Below are 18,018 nucleotides of genomic sequence, written 5' to 3' on the forward strand. Positions count from 1 at the left end.
TGGGGCACGCACTGCAATCAACGGTATGGACGACTGATTAAATGAAGCGCGTGGCGGGCTTGCATGCTCAGTGTCCGAGCCCGCTCGCGGCGATCTGCTGCTCGACGTACTGGGCGAACAGCGCATGCGTACGCGTGGTGGGGTGCAGGTCGTCGGCAAAGATGTAGGTCTGGTCCGCGTTGGGCGCGACGTAGGTGGCCGGCGAGCAGAACAGCGAGGTATTGTCAGGCGTTTTCGATGCATCGCAGGCCTGGGCCGTGTTGGACACGGTAAAGCCGTTCGCCTGGAAGTTCGCGATGAGCTGGGTCACCCAGGCATAGGAATCGATCTCGATGACCTTGCCTTGCAGGCCGTTCGCCTGCAACGCGCCGTTCAGGGTGGCGTTGAAGAGTTGCGACAACTGGGTCAGGTTCGCGCCGCCGTCCGAGGCGGCACGACCCTTGGGCGAGAGGCCGACATTCGGCACGTTGACTACCACCACGTGCGTGGCGCCGCTCTGCACGATCTGCCCGACCACCTGCGCGAGCGTGCTTGCCGCCGTTTGCACGGTTGCCGTGGCGGCCGGCGGGGTGCCCGCCCGAAGCACGTCGTTGGCGCCCGCCCAGACGAGCACGAGCTGGCCGGAGTTGAACGTGCCGTGAGCGGAAAGGTAGCTCGATACCTGCTGGTTGACAGGCATTTCGATGTTGCCGATCACGTCGGAAAGAAAGTCGTACTGGTTGGCCGGGGTGGCCACCGTCGAGCCGCCCTCGGCGTAACCCAGCCCGCTTTGCGCGCTCAACTTGTGATCGAAGCCGATGGTGTAGGCGGCGTTCAGCGTGTCCCCATAATACTGTGCGACGTCCTGGGCCCACACCTGGCCGGGGTTGGTCGTGAAACGGCCGCCGCCCACGGCGCTCGCGATCGGCGCGTATGTCCCCACATCCGAAAGGCTGTCGCCGAACGAGACGACCTGCAACTGCACGCCGCCCGGCGGCGTGTTCGTGGCGCCGCCCGAACCGCCGGAGCCACCACCGCCGCCGCCGCATGCCGCGAGCAGCGCAACGAGCGTGACCAGCAAGGCAGAAATTGCACAACGAACCCGGTATTCGATCGCCAACATCGCGCCTCCCTTACCGCTCAAGGCGGTTGCGCCCGCGCGGCGGGCCTGCTTCAGGGGAGTAGCAAAAAGAGTGCGCGCTGCGGGCGCGCTCAAAGCGACTGCGATTCGAGCCGGTTGCCGCCCAGCGACTTCGCGTTGTAGAGCGCCGCGTCGGCGGCGGCCAGCAGATCGGCCAGCGTGGACGCTTCGTGCCCATGCTGCGCGAGGCCAATGCTGACCGTGGCCTGGATGGCGACGCCGTTGCTGCGGTGAGCGGCGCTTTGCGCGAAGCGCCGCGCGATCGCCTCGCCCACCGCTCGCGCGCGCGAGCGGTCGTGGCCGGGCAGCAGGGCGGCGAATTCCTCCCCGCCAATGCGGGCGAGCACCGCGTCGGCGCCCACCGCGCTGCGCACGATATCCGCGAATGACTTGAGGACTTCGTCACCCGTTTGATGGCCGTAACGGTCGTTGATCGTCTTGAAGTGGTCGAGGTCGAAGGCGAGGAGCGAAACGGGCCGGTGCGCCGTGTCGCGGCCGATCACGCGCTCGCCTTCCTCGAAGAACCATCTGCGGTTGCCAAGGCGCGTGAGGTAGTCGGTTTGCGATTCGAGCACGAGTTGCCCGTGAGTTTCCTCGCGCATGAGCCGCAGGATGGCCATGGGCAGCACGACCGAATAGAGCACGCCTTCATACATGGTGATCTTGCCGACGGCCGCGACGAAGTCTTGCCCGTAGCGGTTTGCGAGCCAGGGCAGGATGAGCGCGCGGAACGCGTAAAAGAGCGCGTGAATGCCCGTCACGATCGCCGCGACGTAGCGCGATTGCACCCCTTTCATGCCGTCGCCGCGAAGCAGTTCGCGGGAGGTCATGGCGCTGGCGAGCGCGATGGGCAGCGCGCTCACGTAGAACCACATGGTTTCGGTGTGCCGCGCGCCCCATGTGGCCCATGTCAGCGCGAGCACGGCGAGCAGGGCGATCGAGCTCGCGCGGTATTGCCGTCCGTTCAGCGTCGCAACCCCATGCAGGACCCGCAGATAGCCGGTCATGATGACGAGGTTGCTCAGGGCCGCGCCCGCCGCGCCGGGCAGGCGGGTGCGCACGAGCACGAGGGCGCAGCCGAGCGCCAGCGTGGCGTAGCCCGAGGCCAGGATCCGCAATGCCTTGCTGCGCCGGGGGTGCGTGCGATGCTCCCAGAGCGTCATGCCGGCGCTGGCGAGAAGGGTTCCGATCAGAAGGAGATAAATGGTCAGTAAATCGACGTGCATCGCGAGCGTGGGGCTTCTACGCCGGTACTTCGCGGCGAACGGCGCATTTTACGCCGAAACGCTACGGCGCGATGAAGGCTCCCGCGGCGGCGCACGCGGCGTCGCGTTTCGCGCCGCGCGGGGAAGCTCATCAGCACTGCCGTGCAATATGCGCCAAAGGGCATCAAACGTAGCGCTCGGGAAAGTCCTGCATCGCGAGCCAGTGGCGGAGCAGCCGTGCCTGGTCCGCATCGAGCGACTTGAGCACCTGCTCGGCGGGCTCGCGGCGCAGCGCCTCGACAACGGGCGCGAGCGCCGCATCGCAGAGGTGCCAGATGCCGAGCGGCTGGTCCGGGCTCGCGACCACATCGGCTTCGGCAATCAGGCCGCCTTCGATCACCGGCGCGCGTTCGACATTCAGTTCGTTGAAGTCGGCGCTCACGTGCGCGGGCCGGTCGTCGGGCCACACGCCGCGCGTGAGCCAGAACGGCTGTGTGGTCCAGCGTTGTTCGAGCGCGTAGACGTCGCGGCCCGTGCGTGCGAAGCGCATGAACAACTGCTCGATACGCTGCTGATGGAAGCGCAAGGCGAGCGGGGCGCGCTCGGGCCGCTCGAGCAGCGTGTGAATCACGGCGGGCGCCTGCAAGGCGGAGGTGAGCGACTGGAACACGCCGTTGCCCGCGAGCGGATCGACGGCCATGGCGGCGTCGCCCACGCGCAGCCAGTTGTGGCCGCCGGTGCGCCCGCATAGCGTGGCGGTGCTGCTGCGCGCATACAGACGCGCATCGTTGGCCGCGTCGCCCGCGAAGAAGTCGCTCGCCAGCGGCGAATGGCGCATGCGTTCGCAATAGGCGAGCAGTTCATCGCGCTGCGGCAACTCGGGGTTCGCGACATCGAGCGTCAATTGCCAGTAGCAGCGGCCGTCGCGCAGGCGGGCCATCCATGCCCAACCGGCGGGCAGGCTTTCGACGGCCGTTGCCGCCGTGCCGGGTCGGCCCCTCCATACATTCAGCAGGCTCAATGTTTGCGGACCACGCGTCGCGTCGCGCAAGAGCGGCGCGAAGCGGCCGCGCGCCTCGACCAGAAAGTCGGCGCGCAGCGTGAGCGGACCATCGGCGGTTTCGATCATGAGATCGTGGCCCGCCGCCGACGACTGCAACGATCGAACGTTCGCTTCGATCACGTCCACGCCCGCGTTGTACAGGTCCTCTCGCAAGGCCGTGTCGAACAGGCGCCGGTCGACGAGGAATTCGGCGTCTAGCGTGCGCAATGCGCCGTTCCATAGCGTGGTGCGCACGCACGGGCCTTCGCCGCAGCTTGCCGCGTGATGCAGGCTCGCGCGGCGCAATGCTTCGATCGCGCGTACGGAGAGGGCTTCGGCGGCGTCGAAGCGCCGCCAGTCGCTCACCACTTGCACGCGATGGCCGAGCCCGGTGAGCGCGCGCGCGACCGCGGCGCCCGCGGGCCCCGCGCCGAGCACCACGATGCTGGCGGCGTTCATGATGCGCTCGCGCGCCGCCGCGCGAGCGTACAGACGTTGTGCGTGAGCGCCTGAGGGGGAGGAAACGAATGGTGCAACCCGTCCTCCTTGCAATGTTGGCGCAACGCTTTGTGTTCCTCGCGCTGCGCTTGCGATGAGCGAAACCTAATCTGGCATAGATGCCGCGAGAAAGCTATCCGGTCAAAGGCGAATATCTACGGCACAGGTGCCGCGTTTCCATGCGCCCTGCGTATGAACGATCGTGCACGTTAACTGCTTTGCGAATTGTCGATGCATGGCGCCTGACCGCGTGAGGCGTGGCATCGGTCGTCGCGCATATGATCCGTATTCCTCACAAGGATGCCCGCAGCGACGCAAGGGGACGCCAGGCGGCGCCAGTGCACGCGATATCGGCATTCAGGGGCGCGAAGGCACGCCCTCTTGCCATTCGCTCCATTGCGCGACGATGGTCTGCACGAGCGGATAGCCCGCGCGAAAGAGATTCTCCAGCGCGGGCGCGAAGCCGCCCTGGCTCGCATAGTTCAGCAGATTCGCGGCGCTCGATTCGCCTGCATAGGGGCGATCGAAATCGGACCCGGCACGCAGCACGGCCACGCGCTGGAGATCCACCCGCTGGGCGGCGGCCGCGCGCTTGAGGGCTTCATAGGTGGCGTTATCCTCCTGCTGCGTCATGCAATACACGCCCTGACCGCCGGTCAGCTCGCGTGTGAATTCACTCGCTCGCGTACCGAGCGCGGTGCCCGACCACCACGTATCGTCCGCGACCGAGTCGCAGCGAATGACCGTGGGCGGACGGTTGGCCGGCGCATCAGCATATTTCGCGCGCGCGGCCTGGGCCTGCGCGCTGTCCGCGAGCGCGACGTGTTGCGAGAGCGCCCACGCCGCGTCGGTGAGCCTCGGGTTCAGGCGGAACACTTCGGTGCGATAGTCGAGCGGCGGCTTTTCTGCGGGGCTTTTCGTGTTGATGCCGAGATAACCGGTGCGCCAGTCGCGTGGCCGCCCGTCGCCGTCCACTTCCCATTGCAGACCGAAGTCGACGAGCCAGTCCGACCATGCCGCCGAGCCCAGCGTGCCGCGCTCGGGATTCACGCCCGCAATGCCCGCGATCAGGAAGTAGGTGCGGCGCAGGTCGAACTGCGGCGCGAAGGCGAGCGCCATGGTCGAGGCGGCCGCGTTCGCATGGCCCATGCCCGTCGTCATGACGCAAACGTCATTGGCATTGCATTGCACGGCGGGGTAGTCCGGCGAGAGGCCCGCGATCGTCACGGACTGCCAGGGACCGAGGCGATCGAGCCACGTTTTGGCCTCGGGCGCGAACATCGTGACGATCATGACCTTCACCGGGCGCGCGTGCGCGCTTGCCGGCTCCTGCGCGAAGGCGGACGTGGCGGGCGGCGTGGCCGCCGTGCAGGCGGCGAGCGCCAGCGCGGCGCACAGGGAACTCAGGGAGGTCAGCCGGTTGAGGCGGGCGCGCATTGTGTGGCTCCGTTTTGTCGTTGGTGTGGGGCGTATCGGGTTAGCGGACCGATTGTCCAGGATTGTCCGGGATCGTGTTGAATTGATCGGGCGAATGCGCCCGACTATGACAGTTTCGCGACGGTTTCGCGCGTTGCGCGCCGCCGCATTGTGCGGAGCGCATTTCCAGAGGAAGTACCTATACTTCGTGAGAGACCGGCCCATGCGCCGCCAAGGTGTCCACGCAGAATACGCGCGCAACCTGGCCCACGAAGCGAAGCGAGAAAGCCGCGCAGCCCATGCGGGCGCGCGCGAGACAATCAGGAGGCAGACATGGGACATCCCGCATCCGCGGCGCCCTCGCACGGTCATCTCGGCGACACGGGCCCGCATCGTCCGGCGCTTCCCGCGCTCGCACTGGCCGCGCTAGGCGTGGTCTACGGCGACATCGGCACGAGCCCGCTCTATACGCTCGCCACCGTGTTCGATCCCGGCAACGGTCTCGCGCTCAATGCGTTCAATATCGTCGGCATCGTCTCGCTGATCTTCTGGTCGCTGATGATCGTCGTGTCGCTCAAGTATGTCGCGCTGATCCTGCGCGCGAACAATCACGGTGAAGGCGGCATTATGGCGTTGCTCGCGCTCGCGGCCTCTTCGGTCGCGTCGCGCCCGCATCTGCGTCGCATGCTGCTCGTGGTCGGCGTGATGGGCGCGGCGCTGTTCTTCGGTGACAGCGTGATCACGCCCGCCATCTCGGTGCTCAGCGCCGTGGAGGGGCTGGAAGTCGCCGAGCCCGCGCTCAAGACCTACGTGATTCCGGTCACGCTCGCCGCGCTCATCGTGCTGTTCCTCACGCAGAAGCGCGGCACGGGCGGCATCGGCGCCGTGTTCGGGCCGGTGATGGTGCTCTGGTTCGCCGTGATCGGCGTGGCGGGCGTCGTCAACATCGCGGCCGCCCCGGTCGTGCTGGTCGCGCTCGACCCGCTGCAAGGGCTCGCGTTCTGCCTGCATCACCGCTGGCTCGCCTTCGTCGCGCTCGGCGCGGTCGTGCTCTCGCTCACGGGCGCGGAGGCGCTGTACGCCGACATGGGTCACTTCGGCAAGCAACCCATACGCCTCACGTGGTTCGGCGTGGTGTTCCCGGCGCTCGCGCTCAACTACCTGGGCCAGGGGGCGCTGCTGCTCGCGAACCCGGGCGCGGTGCAAAGCCCGTTCTACCGGCTCTTTCCGCAATGGGCCATCGTGCCGATGATCGTGCTTGCGACGGTCGCGACCGTGATCGCCTCGCAGGCCGTTATTTCGGGTACCTATTCGATGACCATGCAGGCCATGCAGCTTTCCTTCCTGCCGCGCATGAACATCGTGCATACGTCCGAGCGCGAGATCGGCCAGATCTACGTGCCCGGCATCAACTGGATCCTGCTTGCCGCAGTCGTGGCGGCGGTGCTGGGCTTTCGCTCCTCCACGGCGCTCGGCTCCGCATATGGCATTGCGGTGACGGGCACGATGCTCATCACCACTTTCCTGACGTTCTTCGTCGTGCGCTACGCGTGGCACTACAACTGGGCGCTTTGTCTGTTCGCCACGGCGTTCTTCTTCGTGATCGACGCGATGTTCTTCTCGGCCAACCTGCTGAAGATCGTGGATGGCGGCTGGTTCCCGCTCGTGATCGGCGGGATCGTCTTCACGGTCATGGCGACCTGGGGCCGGGGTTGGGAAATGATGGCGGCGGAGGCGCGCGTGCGCGCGGGCAAGAAGCCGCTCAAGCCTTATCTCGCGGCGCTGCTCGAAAGTGCGCCCGTGCGGGTGGGCGGCACGGCCATCTTCCTCACGCCGAACGCCGACGCGGTGCCGCACGCGCTCGTGAACAACCTGCGCCACAACCGCGTGCTGCACGAACGCGTAGTATTCCTGAGTGTCGTGACAAAGGATGTGCCGTGGGTGGCGGAGAGCGCGCGCGTGCAGGTCGAGCCGCTATGCCCCGGCTGCTATCACGTGACGGTCAACTACGGGTTCAAGGACGAGGTGGACTTGCCGTGCACGCTGGCGGCGTACAAATCGGCGGATTTCACGTTCGATCTCGACGAGACCTCGTGGTTCCTGAGCCGCGCGGTCGTGGTGCCCAAACGCGGGCACGGCATGGCGTTGTGGCGCGAACGTCTCTTTGCCGTGATGCTGCACAACGTCGGCAATATCGCCGCGTTCTTCAAGCTGCCGGCCAATCGCGTGATCGAGGTGGGCGCGCGCGTCGAGATCTAGCGAAGCCTCGCCGCGCACGCCTCGCCGGGTTACTCGTTCTCGGCGCGCCGGGGCGGCGGCGCGGCGTGCGCGGCCGCGCGCGCTTTCGCCACGTCGGCGGCCTTGACGGCCGGCGCATGGTTGCCCCAGCTTGCCCGCACGAAGGTCAGCACGTCGGCGATATCGCGGTCGGTGAGGCGCGCCGCGAAACCGGGCATGGCGTAGTGCGTGGGCGCGGCCTGGGTCGACGGCATTTCGCTGCCGAGCAGCACGATGCGGATGAGCGAGGCGGCGTTGTCGCTGTTCACCACAGAGCTTCGGGCGAGCTTCGGGAAGGTGTCGTCGTAGCCGGCGCCGCTCGTGCGATGGCAGGCCGCGCAGTTGTCGACGAAGGTGAGCGCGCCGTTGCTGCGGTCCGCGCCCGAGCGCAGCGCGGTGGCGGCGGTGTCGTCGGCCATCAGCGCGTCGCCGTTCGGGTCGAGCGGCGAGAGCGACTTGAGGTACGCGGCGATCGCGGCGAGGTCCGCGTCGCTCATGTACTGCGTGCTGTGCGCGACCACTTCGGCCATGCCGCCGAACGCCGCTGCATCGTCGGAGCGGCCGCGCTTCAGGAAGGCCGCGATGTCGTCCGCGCTCCATGTGCCGAGCCCGTTTTTCGGGTCGCCGCGCAGGTTCTTCGCAAGATAGCCGTCCACCACGGCGCCCGAGAGATACGTTTTCGTCGTGTCGCTCAGGGCCTTTTCCTGCAACGCGAAGCCGCGTGGCGTATGGCATGTGCCGCAGTGCGCGAGGCCTTCGACCAGATAGCGCCCGCGCAGGACGGGGTCGTCGCTCGCGGGCTCGCTTGTATTGGCGTTGCCGTCCATGTTGTCGTCGGCGCTGGCTTGCACGGGCCTGGGCGCGAACGCCATGCGCCAGAACCGCAACGGCCAGCGCATGGAAAGCGGCCAGCGGATGCCCTCGGCCTTGTTGGCCTGTTCGACGGGCGCGACCGCGTGCATGAAGTACGCATAGAGCGCCTGCACGTCCTGCGGCGTGACCTTCGAGTAAGACACGTAAGGCATGGCGGGGTAAAGCGTCGTGCCGTCCTTTGCAATGCCGCGGCGCAGCGCGCGATCGAAGTCCGCGAGCGTGTAGCCGCCAATGCCGGTGCGCGGGTCGGGCGTGATGTTGGTCGAGTAGATCGTGCCGACGGGCGAGGCGATGCCGCGGCCGCCCGCGAACGGCTTGCCGCCCTTCGCGGTGTGGCAGGCCGCGCAGTCGGCGACGGTAGCGAGGTAGCGGCCCTTTTCGATGCGCGTCGTGTCGGCCCCCGCCGCGGCCTGCGTGCACCAGCCGGCCAGCGCGAGCGTCAAGCTGGCGACGGTGAATCGTATATAATTCGTCATCCGTATTAATCTCATTGTCATGCCTGGACCAGCGGGCCGGGCTGCTTCAGGTACTGCTCGCGGATCGCCTTGGCCGAATGCCAGGCGAGCGCCGCGACGAGGCCGGTGGGGTTGTAGCCCATGTTCTGCGGAAACGCCGATGCGCCCATCACGAACACGTTGGGCACGTCCCAGCTTTGCAGGTACTTGTTGACCACGCTCGTGCGTGGCGACTCGCCCATCACCGCGCCGCCTGTCGTGTGCGTCGACTGGTAGAGCCGTGTGTCGTAGTGCTCGCCCGGCTTGCGGATCGCGCGGTAGTACGCCTCGTGCTGCATTGCCCGGGCGATTTCCTCCACGCGTGTGCCTACGTGATCCAGCATGCGGTATTCGTTCTCGTGCCAGTCGAAGGTCATGCGCAGAAGCGGGAGCCCGAGCGCGTCGCGGTAGGTCGGGTCGAGGTCGAGGCAGGCGTCGCGATAGGGCATCACCGAACCCGAAATGCCGATGCTCAGGTAGCGCTGGTAGGCGTCGGCCACGCCTTCCTTCCATTTGCCGCCCCACGCGGGCGTGCCGGGCACGGCGGCGGCCTGGCCGATCGGGCGGCCGCCGGTGCGCACGTGCCGCACGCTCGCGCCGCCCAGAAAACCGAGCGCGCCGTGGTCGAACTGGTCGCCGTTGAGGTCGTCCATGGCCACGCCGCCCGCGCCCGAGCCAATGAACGGGTTGAGCAGCGTGCCTTTGGGCAGCAGCACGTTGATCGCGCCGTTCATCTGGTAGGCGTAGTTGCGGCCCACCACGCCTTCGCCGCTCTTCGGGTCGTAAGGCTTGCCGATGCCCGAAAGCAGCAGCAGGCGCACGTTGTGCATCTGGAACGCGGCAACGATCACGAGGTCGGCGGGCTGGTCGACTTCCCGGCCCTGCGCGTCGACGTAGCGCACGCCCGTGGCGCGCTTGCCGCTGCCGTCGAGCAGCACCTTCGTCACGTAGGCATTCGCGCGCAGCTCGAAGTTCGGCTTCTTGAGCAGCACGGGGAGGATGGTGGTTTGCGGCGAAGCCTTCGCATACATGTAGCAGCCGAAGTCTTCGCAGAAGCCGCAGAAGTTGCACGGCCCGAGGCGCACGCCGTAGGGGTTCGTATAGGCCTGCGAAGCATTGGCGGCGGGCGCGGGGTAGGGGTTGAAACCCGCTTCGCGCGCGGCCATTTCGAAGAGTTGCGCGCCGGGCGTGTTCTTCAGCGGCGGCGTGGGGTACTCGCTGCTGCGCCTGCCTTCGAGCGGGTTGCCGCCGCTCTGGAGCTCGCCGCCCAGGTTGCCGGCCTTGCCCGACGTGCCGAACACCTTCTCGGCGAAATCGAAATGCGGCTCCAGTTCATCGTAGGTCACGCCGAAGTCCTGCACCTGCATGCCCGCCGGAATGAAGCGCTTGCCATAGCGCGTTTCGTAGCTGGTGCGCAACTGCAACTCTTCGGGCAAGACGCGGTAGTGCATGCCGTTCCAGTGGAAGCCCGCGCCGCCCACTCCGTTGCCGAGCAAAAACGAGCCTTGCTGGCGGTAGGGCACTGCGAGGCCGTTCGGGTTATGGCGGATCGTGACGGTTTCGCGCGAGAGGTCCTGGAACAGCTTGCCGCGCACGGCGTACTTGAGTTCGTCGATGACCTGGGGATACTTCGCGTCGGTGGGTGTGTCGCGCATCGCGCCGCGTTCGAGCGCGACGACATGGAGCCCCGCGGCCGTGAGTTCCTGCGCGAGAATCGCGCCGGTCCAGCCGAACCCCACGATCACGCAATCGGTTTTTTTCATCGTGATGGTCATCGCTCAACCTCTGCTTCCGTCGATAGAAACCGGGCCATAGGGATACTTCGCGCCGGGCTGGTCGAGCCAGTCGGCGAAGTCGGCGCGTGCGCCGGGAAAGCCGATCGTCTTCCAGCCCGCCATGGCCTTGTTGCCGCCGTAAAGCGGATCGGCGAAAAAGCCTTCCTTCGTGTTGGCGAGCAGGAAGCTGAAAAACGTGGCGGCCGCAACGGTATCGAAATGCGTCTTGCCGTGATCCATTTCACCGAGCAACGCGTCCTGATCGGCAGTCGTAAGCTCTGCGAATGATTTGCCGCCGTGGTGCGCACGGCACCAGTCGTCGCAGGCCTTGATGCCGTGGCGGTACAGCTCGCGTGGCGCGAGGTTCATCTGGTAGCCCAGTTCCGGCGCTTCGCTCACGTGGAACGGCCCCTGCATGTACCAGAGCTTGCCGTAGCCCCAGGGCGTCTCCATCTGGCGGTCGATGAATTCGGGCACGCCCGCCTCGCGTGCGCCAGGGCCGAGGCGGTCGGCGGGAATCAGGCGATCGACGGCGGCTTCGAGAAAGCGCCACTCGTCGGCAGTGAAATAGTCGGGCTGGTAGGGCTTCGGCGCGGCGGCGGGCGGCGCGGTGGGTTTGCAGGCCGACTGCGAGAACGCCGCGCCGGTCGCCAGCGAAGCGGTGGGGACGGCGGCGAGCATGCGCCGCAGGAATTGACGGCGGGGTTCCTGTTCGTTGGACATGGTCGGTTTCCCTCTGCGTTGTTTTCGGGTATCGGGAGGCGGCGCGGCAGGCGCGTGGCGACGCGCGTCCGGCCGGCGATCGCCGGATCGGCGCGATGGTAGGGGAATTGGATCGCGCGCATCGGTCGCGCCGCGTTATCGAGATAAGGGCGATGCGTGGCGGAAAATCCCTGTTTTCATGGGATTTTTTCTTGGGCGAAGTCGGATGGCGACTCGCGCGCCAGGCGCGTTTGCGGTAATTGCAAGTCGATCGATTGATGCGTCGCAAGCGCTCGTGATTTATCGGCGGCGCTGCGTTTGTCGAAAGGCGGATCTCCACGTGCAGACCCGCATCGAAATGCAAAAGAATGAAACGAGCAACGCGCCGATGGGCCCGATCCGGAGCAGTCGCGTTGAAGGGAAGTCAGGCGTAGGATTGGTGGAATCGCGCGGTAGTAGATGACCGCATGACTCAAGGGAGGGCCGTTATGAGACGCCTCTATTTTCTCGCTCCCGACACGACCACGGCGCAGGCGATCGTTGACGACCTCCTGCGCGCGCGCATTACGTGGCGGCATATCCACGTGCTGGCCAATCACAGCGTGGGGCTCGAACGCTTGCCCGAAGCGTCGTTGTTGCAGCGCAGCGACGTGGTGCGCGCGCTGGAGCGCGGCGTGACGTTCGGCGGCGTGACCGGCGCGCTTGTCGGTCTCGTGGCGCTGGCGTTCCCGCCCGCCAATCTCGACATCGCGGGCGGCACGGTCGTCCTGCTGACCCTGGCGGGCGCGGTATTCGGCGCGTGGACGGCCGCGATGATCGGCGTGGACGAGCCCAACACGCGCCTCGCGCGCTTTCGCGGGGCGATCGGCGACGGCCAGTTGCTGGTGATGGCCGACGTGCCCGGCTCGCGCGAAGCGGAGATCGAGGAGAGCATCGCGCAGCACATTCCGCGCGCCGACGTGGAAGGCGCCGAGGCGACCTCGCCGATCTTTCCCTGAACGGGAAAGGCCAAAGCGGCCTGAGCGGCTGCGGAACGCGGTTCCGGCCCGGCCGCTCGCGGCTTCGCGCGCACGCAAGCCGCTAATCAAACCCCATTTTTTATACCCTGCGCCCCGCGCCGGCGGCCCCGCGCGGGGCCTCGCGTGCACGCCGAATTGCCACGCCGCGCGCGCCAATCCCCCGTTCAATCCCGCTTTTTGACCGGATCCAGCCCGCGACAAGGCAAAATACGGGTTTTGAGCCCGCGCCGGGCTCGAGTTTTCCCTGCCGGCCGCCTCCTTCCAGGCATCGATCGGGCCTCGTCGCGAGCCCGGCAGGCCGGCTCGCCTTGTCTGCGAGCCTCAAGCGATATTGGAGTCGTCTTTATGCCCGAATCGAATCTGTCTTTCTTCGGCCGCCTTTCGGTCGCGCTGGGGTCGTTCTTCGCGATCCTCGGCGACGGCGAGCTTGCCGCCAACGTGCGCCGCTTGCGTGAGGGTGGCTTGACGCCTGCGCCCGCCGCCGCCGCGCCGGTGGCCACGCCCGCACCGGCCGCCGCGCCCGTGGCACCGCCCGCGCCGCCTCCCGCGCCCACCGTTATCAAGGAAGCCACACCCGACGCCGCGCTCCAGTTGCTCGGCCTGCTCCAGCGCAACGCGCGCTTTGTCGATTTCGTCGAGGAAGACATCGCCGGTTACGCCGACGCCGAGATCGGCGCCGCCGCCCGCATCGTCCACGAAGGCTGCCGCGCCACGCTGCGCGACCACTTCGCGATTCGGCCGGTGCGCAGCGAGTCCGAAGGCTCGCGCGTGACGCTGCCGGCGGGCTTCGACGCCGCCGCCGTGCGCCTCACCGGCAACGTGGTGGGCGAGGCGCCGTTCAGCGGCAGCCTCACGCATCGCGGCTGGCGCGTCGAGGAGGTCAAGCTGCCGCAACTCGTCAAGACGCACGACGCGCGCATCATCGCGCCCGCGGAGGTGGAGCTGTGAGCGATTCGCGATATTCGATTGGCGTCGACCTCGGTACGACGCACTGCGCACTGTCCTACGTCGACCTCGCCGCCAGTGACGGCGAAAAGACCCAGCAGGGCGTGCTGAACGTCACGCAACTCACGGCGCCCGGCACGCTGGAGTCGCCCGACCTGCTGCCTTCGTTTCTCTACCTGCCGCACTCGGGCGAGCTGACGCCGGGCGACCTCACGCTGCCGTGGACCACCACGCGCGACTACGCCGTGGGCGAACTCGCGCGCAGCCGTGGCGCGGGCACGCCCATTCGCCTCGTCTCCAGCGCGAAAAGCTGGCTGTGCCACCCCGGCGTGGACCGCCGCGCGGCGATCCTCCCGAACGACGCGCCGCCGGAAGTCGAGCGCGTGTCGCCGCTCGAAAGCTCGGTGCGCTATCTCACGCACCTGCGCGAGGCGTGGGACCACGCGCATCCCGAAGCGCCGTTCGTCGACCAGGAAATCACCGTCACGATCCCGGCCTCGTTCGACCCGGCCGCGCGCGAGCTGACGGCCGAAGCCGCGCAGGCCGCGGGCTACGCCAACATGACGCTGCTGGAGGAGCCGCAGGCGGCGCTCTATAGCTGGATCCAGAAGAGCGGCGGCGCGTGGCGCAAGGAAGTGAAGGTCGGCGACATCATTCTGGTCGTCGACGTGGGCGGCGGCACGACCGACCTTTCGTTGATCGCTGTGGTCGAGCGCGAAGGCAATCTCGAACTGCACCGCGTGGCCGTGGGCGAGCACATCCTGCTCGGCGGCGACAACATGGATCTCGCGCTCGCACACGTGGTCGCGCGCAAGCTCGCGGCCCAGGGCACGCAAGCCGATCCGTGGCAATTGCGCGCGCTGACCTACGCGTGCCGCTCGGCCAAGGAAACCCTGCTGAGCGACGCTTCGGTCGATACGGTGCCGCTCGTCGTGCCGAGCCGCGGCTCGAAGCTGATCGGCGGGTCGATCCGCACGGAACTCACGCGCGCCGAACTCACGCAGATCATCCTCGAAGGCTTCTTCCCGCAGGTGGACGCCGCCGCGCGTCCCGCCGTGCGCACGCGCGTGGGTCTCACGCAGCTCGGCCTGCCGTACGCGCAGGACGCGGGCGTCACGCGCCACCTCGCGGCGTTCCTCGGCCGCCAGGTGCAGGCGCTCGCCGAACTCGAAGGCTTTGGCGCGCCGCCCGAAGGCGCGACCTTTCTGCATCCCACGGCGGTCCTCTTCAACGGCGGCGTGTTCAAGTCGCCGCTGCTCTCGCAGCGCGTGCTCGACATCCTGGGCGGCTGGCTCGCGGCCGAGGGCGCCGCGCCCGCGCGTTTGCTGGGCGGCGCGGACCTCGACCTCGCGGTGGCGCGCGGCGCGGCCTATTACGGCTACGTGAAGCGCGGCAAGGGCGTGCGCATTCGCGGCGGCACGGCGCGCGCGTATTACGTGGCGGTCGAGTCGGCCATGCCGGCGGTGCCGGGGCTGGAGCCGCCGGTGTCGGCGCTGTGCGTCGCGCCCTTCGGCATGGAAGAGGGCACCGATGCGGCACTGCCGCCGCAGGAGTTCGGCCTCGTGGTGGGCGAGCCGGTGCATTTCCGCTTCTTCGGTTCGTCGGTGCGGCGTCAGGACCAGGTCGGCACGATGCTCGATTACTGGTCGGCGGAAGAGCTGCAAGAGCTTGAGGAAATCCAGGCCACGCTGCCCACCGAAGGCCGCACGCCCGGTGAGGTCGTGCCCGTGAAGCTGCACGCGCGCGTGACGGAAGCGGGCACGCTGGAGCTCGAAGCCATGCCGAGCGGCACGAACGAGCGCTGGAAGGTCGAGTTCGACGTGCGCGGCACGGCAAGCGACTGAGCCCGATGAAGCAATACGTCGTCGGCATCGACCTGGGGACGAGCAACACGGTCGTGGCGTACGTCGAGCAGGGCGGCGACGCCATTCGCGTGTTCGACGTCGAGCAGCTCACCGCGCTCGGCGAAGTGGGCGCGGAGAAGATGCTGCCTTCCGCGCGCTATCACCCGGCGGCGGGCGAACTCGCCGCCGGCGATTTGCGCTTGCCGTGGAGCGCGCCTGCGCCGGGCGATGGCGCCGTGATCGGCCGCCTCGCGCGCACGCTCGGCGCGCAGGTGCCGGGCCGGCTCGTGGCGAGCGCGAAAAGCTGGCTCTCGCACGCGGCGGTGGACCGTCTCGCGCCCATCCTGCCGTGGGGCGCGCCCGACGACGTCGCCAAGGTTTCGCCGGTGGCCGCGAGCGCGAGCTATCTCGCGCACGTGCGCGCCGCGTGGAACCATCGATTCCCGCACGCGCCGCTCGAAGATCAGGACGTGGTGCTCACCGTGCCCGCCTCGTTCGACGACGGCGCGCGCGCGCTTACGCTCGAAGCGGCGCGGCTCGCGAAACTGCCTGCGCTGCGCCTGCTCGAAGAGCCGCAAGCCGCGTTCTACGACTGGCTGTATCACCATCGCGCGACGCTCGATGCGCAGCTGGGCGCGTCGCGCCTCGTGCTGGTGTGCGACGTGGGCGGCGGCACGACCGACCTCACGCTCATCAAGGTGGGGTTCGAGAACGGCGAGCCACAGCTCGCGCGCATTGGCGTGGGCAACCATCTGATGCTGGGCGGCGACAACATGGACCTCGCGCTCGCGCATCTGGCCGAAAGCCGGCTCGCGAGCGCGCAAACCCGCTTGAGCGCGGCGAGCCTTTCACAACTCGTGGAACGCTGCCGGGTGGCGAAGGAGCAACTGCTCGACGCCAATGCGCCCGAGTCCGTGCCCATCACGCTGCTCGGCGCGGGCGCGCGGCTCGTGGGCGGCGCGCGCACCACGCAGCTCGGCCGCGACGAAGTCGCGCAGATCGTGGTGGACGGTTTCTTCCCGATGGGCGGCGCGGGCGACCTGCCGCGCCGCTCGCGCGCGGCGATCGTGGAGTTCGGCTTGCCCTATGCCGCCGATCCGGCCATCACACGCCATATCGCGGCCTTCCTGCAACGCTTCGCGGCGCAGTCGCGCGAGGCGTTGGGCGGCGAGGCAAGCGGCGCGCTGCCGGTGCCTGACGCCTTGCTGCTCAACGGCGGCGTATTCCGCGCGCAGGCGCTCTCGCAGCGCCTCGCGGATACGCTCGGCGCGTGGCGCGGCGAGGCGCTCAATGTGCTGCAAAACGATCAACCCGACGTGGCCGTCGCGCGCGGCGCGGTCGCCTACGCGCTCGCGCGCGCGGGCCACGCGCCGCGCATTGGCGGCGGCTCGCCGCGCAGCTACTTTCTCGTGCTCGACGAAGCCGCGAGCGATGCGCCACGCGGCGTGTGCGTGCTGCCGCGCGGCACGGAGGAAGGGCACGAACTGCATCTGGACGACCGCACGTTCGCGTTGCAGCTCGGCCAGCCGGTGCAGTTCCATCTGGCGTCGACGGTGGCCGACACCGCATGGGCGCCGGGCGAACTGGCCGATCTCGCGGCGGGCGACTTCGTGCGCCTGCCGCCGCTCGCGACGGTGGTGCCCGCGAGCGACGGCGGCGCTGCGAAAACGGCGCGCGAGCGCCCTGTGAAGCTCACGACCGCGCTGACCGAAGTGGGCACGCTGGAGATGCACTGCATCGCCACCGACGACGCCTCGCAGCGCTGGCTGCTCGAATTCGCGCTGCGCCGCGCGGAGCACGAGGGCGACGCGGCGGGCGGCGCCGCGAACCACGCGGGCCTGGGCGACGCCATCGAAGCGATCGAGCGCGTGTTCGGCGCGCGCTCCGCCAAGGTCGACGGGAAGGAAGTGAAGCGCCTGCGCGCGCATCTCGAAGAGCGGCTCGGGCCGCGCCAGAACTGGGACGGCCCGCTTCTGCGCGAACTCTTCGGCGTGCTCTGGGAACGCGTGGGCAAGCGTCGCCGCTCGGCCGATCACGAACGGCTATGGCTGAACCTGGCGGGCTTCAGCCTGCGTCCGGGTTTCGGCTATCCGCTCGACGAATGGCGTGTCGAGCAGCTCTGGACGCTGTTCGACGACGGCATCCAGTTCGTGAACGACGGCCAGGTGTGGTCGGAGTGGTGGACGCTCTGGCGGCGCGCGGCGGGCGGCCTGAACGAGGCGCAGCAGCACGAGGTGCTGGAGGCGATGACGTACCTCGAAGAGGCGGCAGGCTCGAAGCGCCACAAGCTGCCCTTCGATCCCGCGAAGCTCGGCGCGCCGGACATGATCCGGCTCTATGCCTCGCTCGAACAGATCGCGGCTCAGCGCAAGATCGAGATCGGCGAGCGGCTGTTGCAGCGGCTCCAGAAGTCTTCGGAGAATCATCAGACGTGGTGGGCCGTGGGCCGCATCGGCGCGCGCCAGCCGTTCTACGGCAGCGCGCACGGCGTGGTGCCGCCGGAAACCGCCGCGCGTTGGCTGGACGCGATTCTCGCGCTCGACTGGAAGAAGGTCGAACCGGCGATGTTCGCCGCCGCGCAGATCGCGCGCATGACGGGCGACCGCTCGCGCGATTTGCCGCCCGAGCTGCGCGAGACCGTGGTGCGCAGGCTGGAGTCGGCGAATGCGCCGCCCACATGGGTGACGATGGTGCACGAAGTCGTGGCGCTCGATACGGCGGACACGGGCCGCGTGTTCGGCGAGGCGCTCCCGGCCGGGTTGAAGCTGATCGCGGCGGGCTGATTCGCGCCGCCTGGCTTCTGCGGCA

At 68.2% G+C, this 18,018-nt stretch carries 12 protein-coding genes; 5 read left to right on the forward strand and 7 right to left on the reverse strand.

The features are described from left to right. Positions 1 to 67: 67 nt before the first annotated feature. The 4 genes from C7402_RS18900 to C7402_RS18915 all read right to left on the reverse strand — a co-directional run bounded on the left by C7402_RS18900 (position 68) and on the right by C7402_RS18915 (position 5,302). Positions 68 to 1,102 carry an SGNH/GDSL hydrolase family protein gene (locus C7402_RS18900; protein WP_116611639.1) on the reverse strand — a complete coding sequence of 345 codons (1,035 nt, stop codon included), beginning with the start codon at positions 1,100 to 1,102 and terminating at the stop codon, positions 68 to 70. 89 nt (positions 1,103 to 1,191) lie between these two features. Beyond that, a complete protein-coding gene (locus C7402_RS18905) occupies positions 1,192 to 2,346 on the reverse strand; it encodes a GGDEF domain-containing protein (protein WP_116611640.1) in 1,155 nt (384 codons plus the stop codon). 163 nt (positions 2,347 to 2,509) lie between these two features. Continuing rightward, positions 2,510 to 3,826, reverse strand: a complete 1,317-nt coding sequence (qhpG, locus tag C7402_RS18910; protein ID WP_116611641.1) for a flavin-dependent monooxygenase QhpG — start codon at positions 3,824 to 3,826, stop codon at positions 2,510 to 2,512. Between the two features lie 396 nt (positions 3,827 to 4,222). Further along, positions 4,223 to 5,302 carry a purine-nucleoside phosphorylase gene (locus C7402_RS18915; RefSeq protein WP_116611642.1) on the reverse strand — a complete coding sequence of 360 codons (1,080 nt, stop codon included), beginning with the start codon at positions 5,300 to 5,302 and terminating at the stop codon, positions 4,223 to 4,225. 312 nt (positions 5,303 to 5,614) lie between these two features. Between C7402_RS18915 and C7402_RS18920 the strand changes: the two genes are divergently transcribed. Beyond that, positions 5,615 to 7,540, forward strand: coding sequence for a potassium transporter Kup (locus C7402_RS18920; RefSeq protein ID WP_116611643.1), 1,926 nt, complete (start codon positions 5,615 to 5,617; stop codon positions 7,538 to 7,540). Positions 7,541 to 7,569: 29 nt separating this feature from the next. On the opposite strand, the gene C7402_RS18925 is transcribed toward C7402_RS18920, so the two are convergent. From C7402_RS18925 to C7402_RS18935, 3 genes are read right to left on the reverse strand one after another with little or no spacing between them, the layout of a single operon-like run. After that, positions 7,570 to 8,907, reverse strand: coding sequence for a cytochrome c (locus C7402_RS18925; protein ID WP_116611644.1), 1,338 nt, complete (start codon positions 8,905 to 8,907; stop codon positions 7,570 to 7,572). A gap of 17 nt (positions 8,908 to 8,924) precedes the next feature. Further along, entirely contained in the window at positions 8,925 to 10,688 is a 1,764-nt protein-coding gene (locus tag C7402_RS18930) for a GMC family oxidoreductase (RefSeq protein WP_224044164.1), read from the reverse strand. Positions 10,689 to 10,703: 15 nt separating this feature from the next. Then, positions 10,704 to 11,423 carry a gluconate 2-dehydrogenase subunit 3 family protein gene (locus tag C7402_RS18935; RefSeq protein ID WP_116611646.1) on the reverse strand — a complete coding sequence of 240 codons (720 nt, stop codon included), beginning with the start codon at positions 11,421 to 11,423 and terminating at the stop codon, positions 10,704 to 10,706. A gap of 467 nt (positions 11,424 to 11,890) precedes the next feature. Between C7402_RS18935 and C7402_RS18940 the strand changes: the two genes are divergently transcribed. The 4 genes from C7402_RS18940 to C7402_RS18955 all read left to right on the forward strand — a co-directional run bounded on the left by C7402_RS18940 (position 11,891) and on the right by C7402_RS18955 (position 17,993). Beyond that, on the forward strand, positions 11,891 to 12,400 hold the full coding sequence (locus C7402_RS18940; RefSeq protein ID WP_112172214.1) for a DUF1269 domain-containing protein: 510 nt from the start codon (positions 11,891 to 11,893) through the stop codon (positions 12,398 to 12,400). Positions 12,401 to 12,766: 366 nt separating this feature from the next. Next, entirely contained in the window at positions 12,767 to 13,369 is a 603-nt protein-coding gene (locus C7402_RS18945; protein ID WP_116611647.1) for a DUF2760 domain-containing protein, read from the forward strand. Further along, positions 13,366 to 15,210, forward strand: coding sequence for an Hsp70 family protein (locus C7402_RS18950; RefSeq protein WP_116611648.1), 1,845 nt, complete (start codon positions 13,366 to 13,368; stop codon positions 15,208 to 15,210). The genes C7402_RS18945 and C7402_RS18950 overlap by 4 nt, the downstream gene beginning before the upstream one ends. A 5-nt stretch (positions 15,211 to 15,215) precedes the next feature. After that, positions 15,216 to 17,993: an Hsp70 family protein gene (locus tag C7402_RS18955; RefSeq protein WP_116611649.1), complete on the forward strand. Its 2,778-nt coding sequence runs from the start codon at positions 15,216 to 15,218 to the stop codon at positions 17,991 to 17,993. Positions 17,994 to 18,018 lie beyond the last annotated feature (25 nt).

The sequence above is a fragment of the Paraburkholderia unamae genome (assembly GCF_003096875.1).
In the GTDB taxonomy this organism is placed as follows: domain Bacteria; phylum Pseudomonadota; class Gammaproteobacteria; order Burkholderiales; family Burkholderiaceae; genus Paraburkholderia; species Paraburkholderia unamae.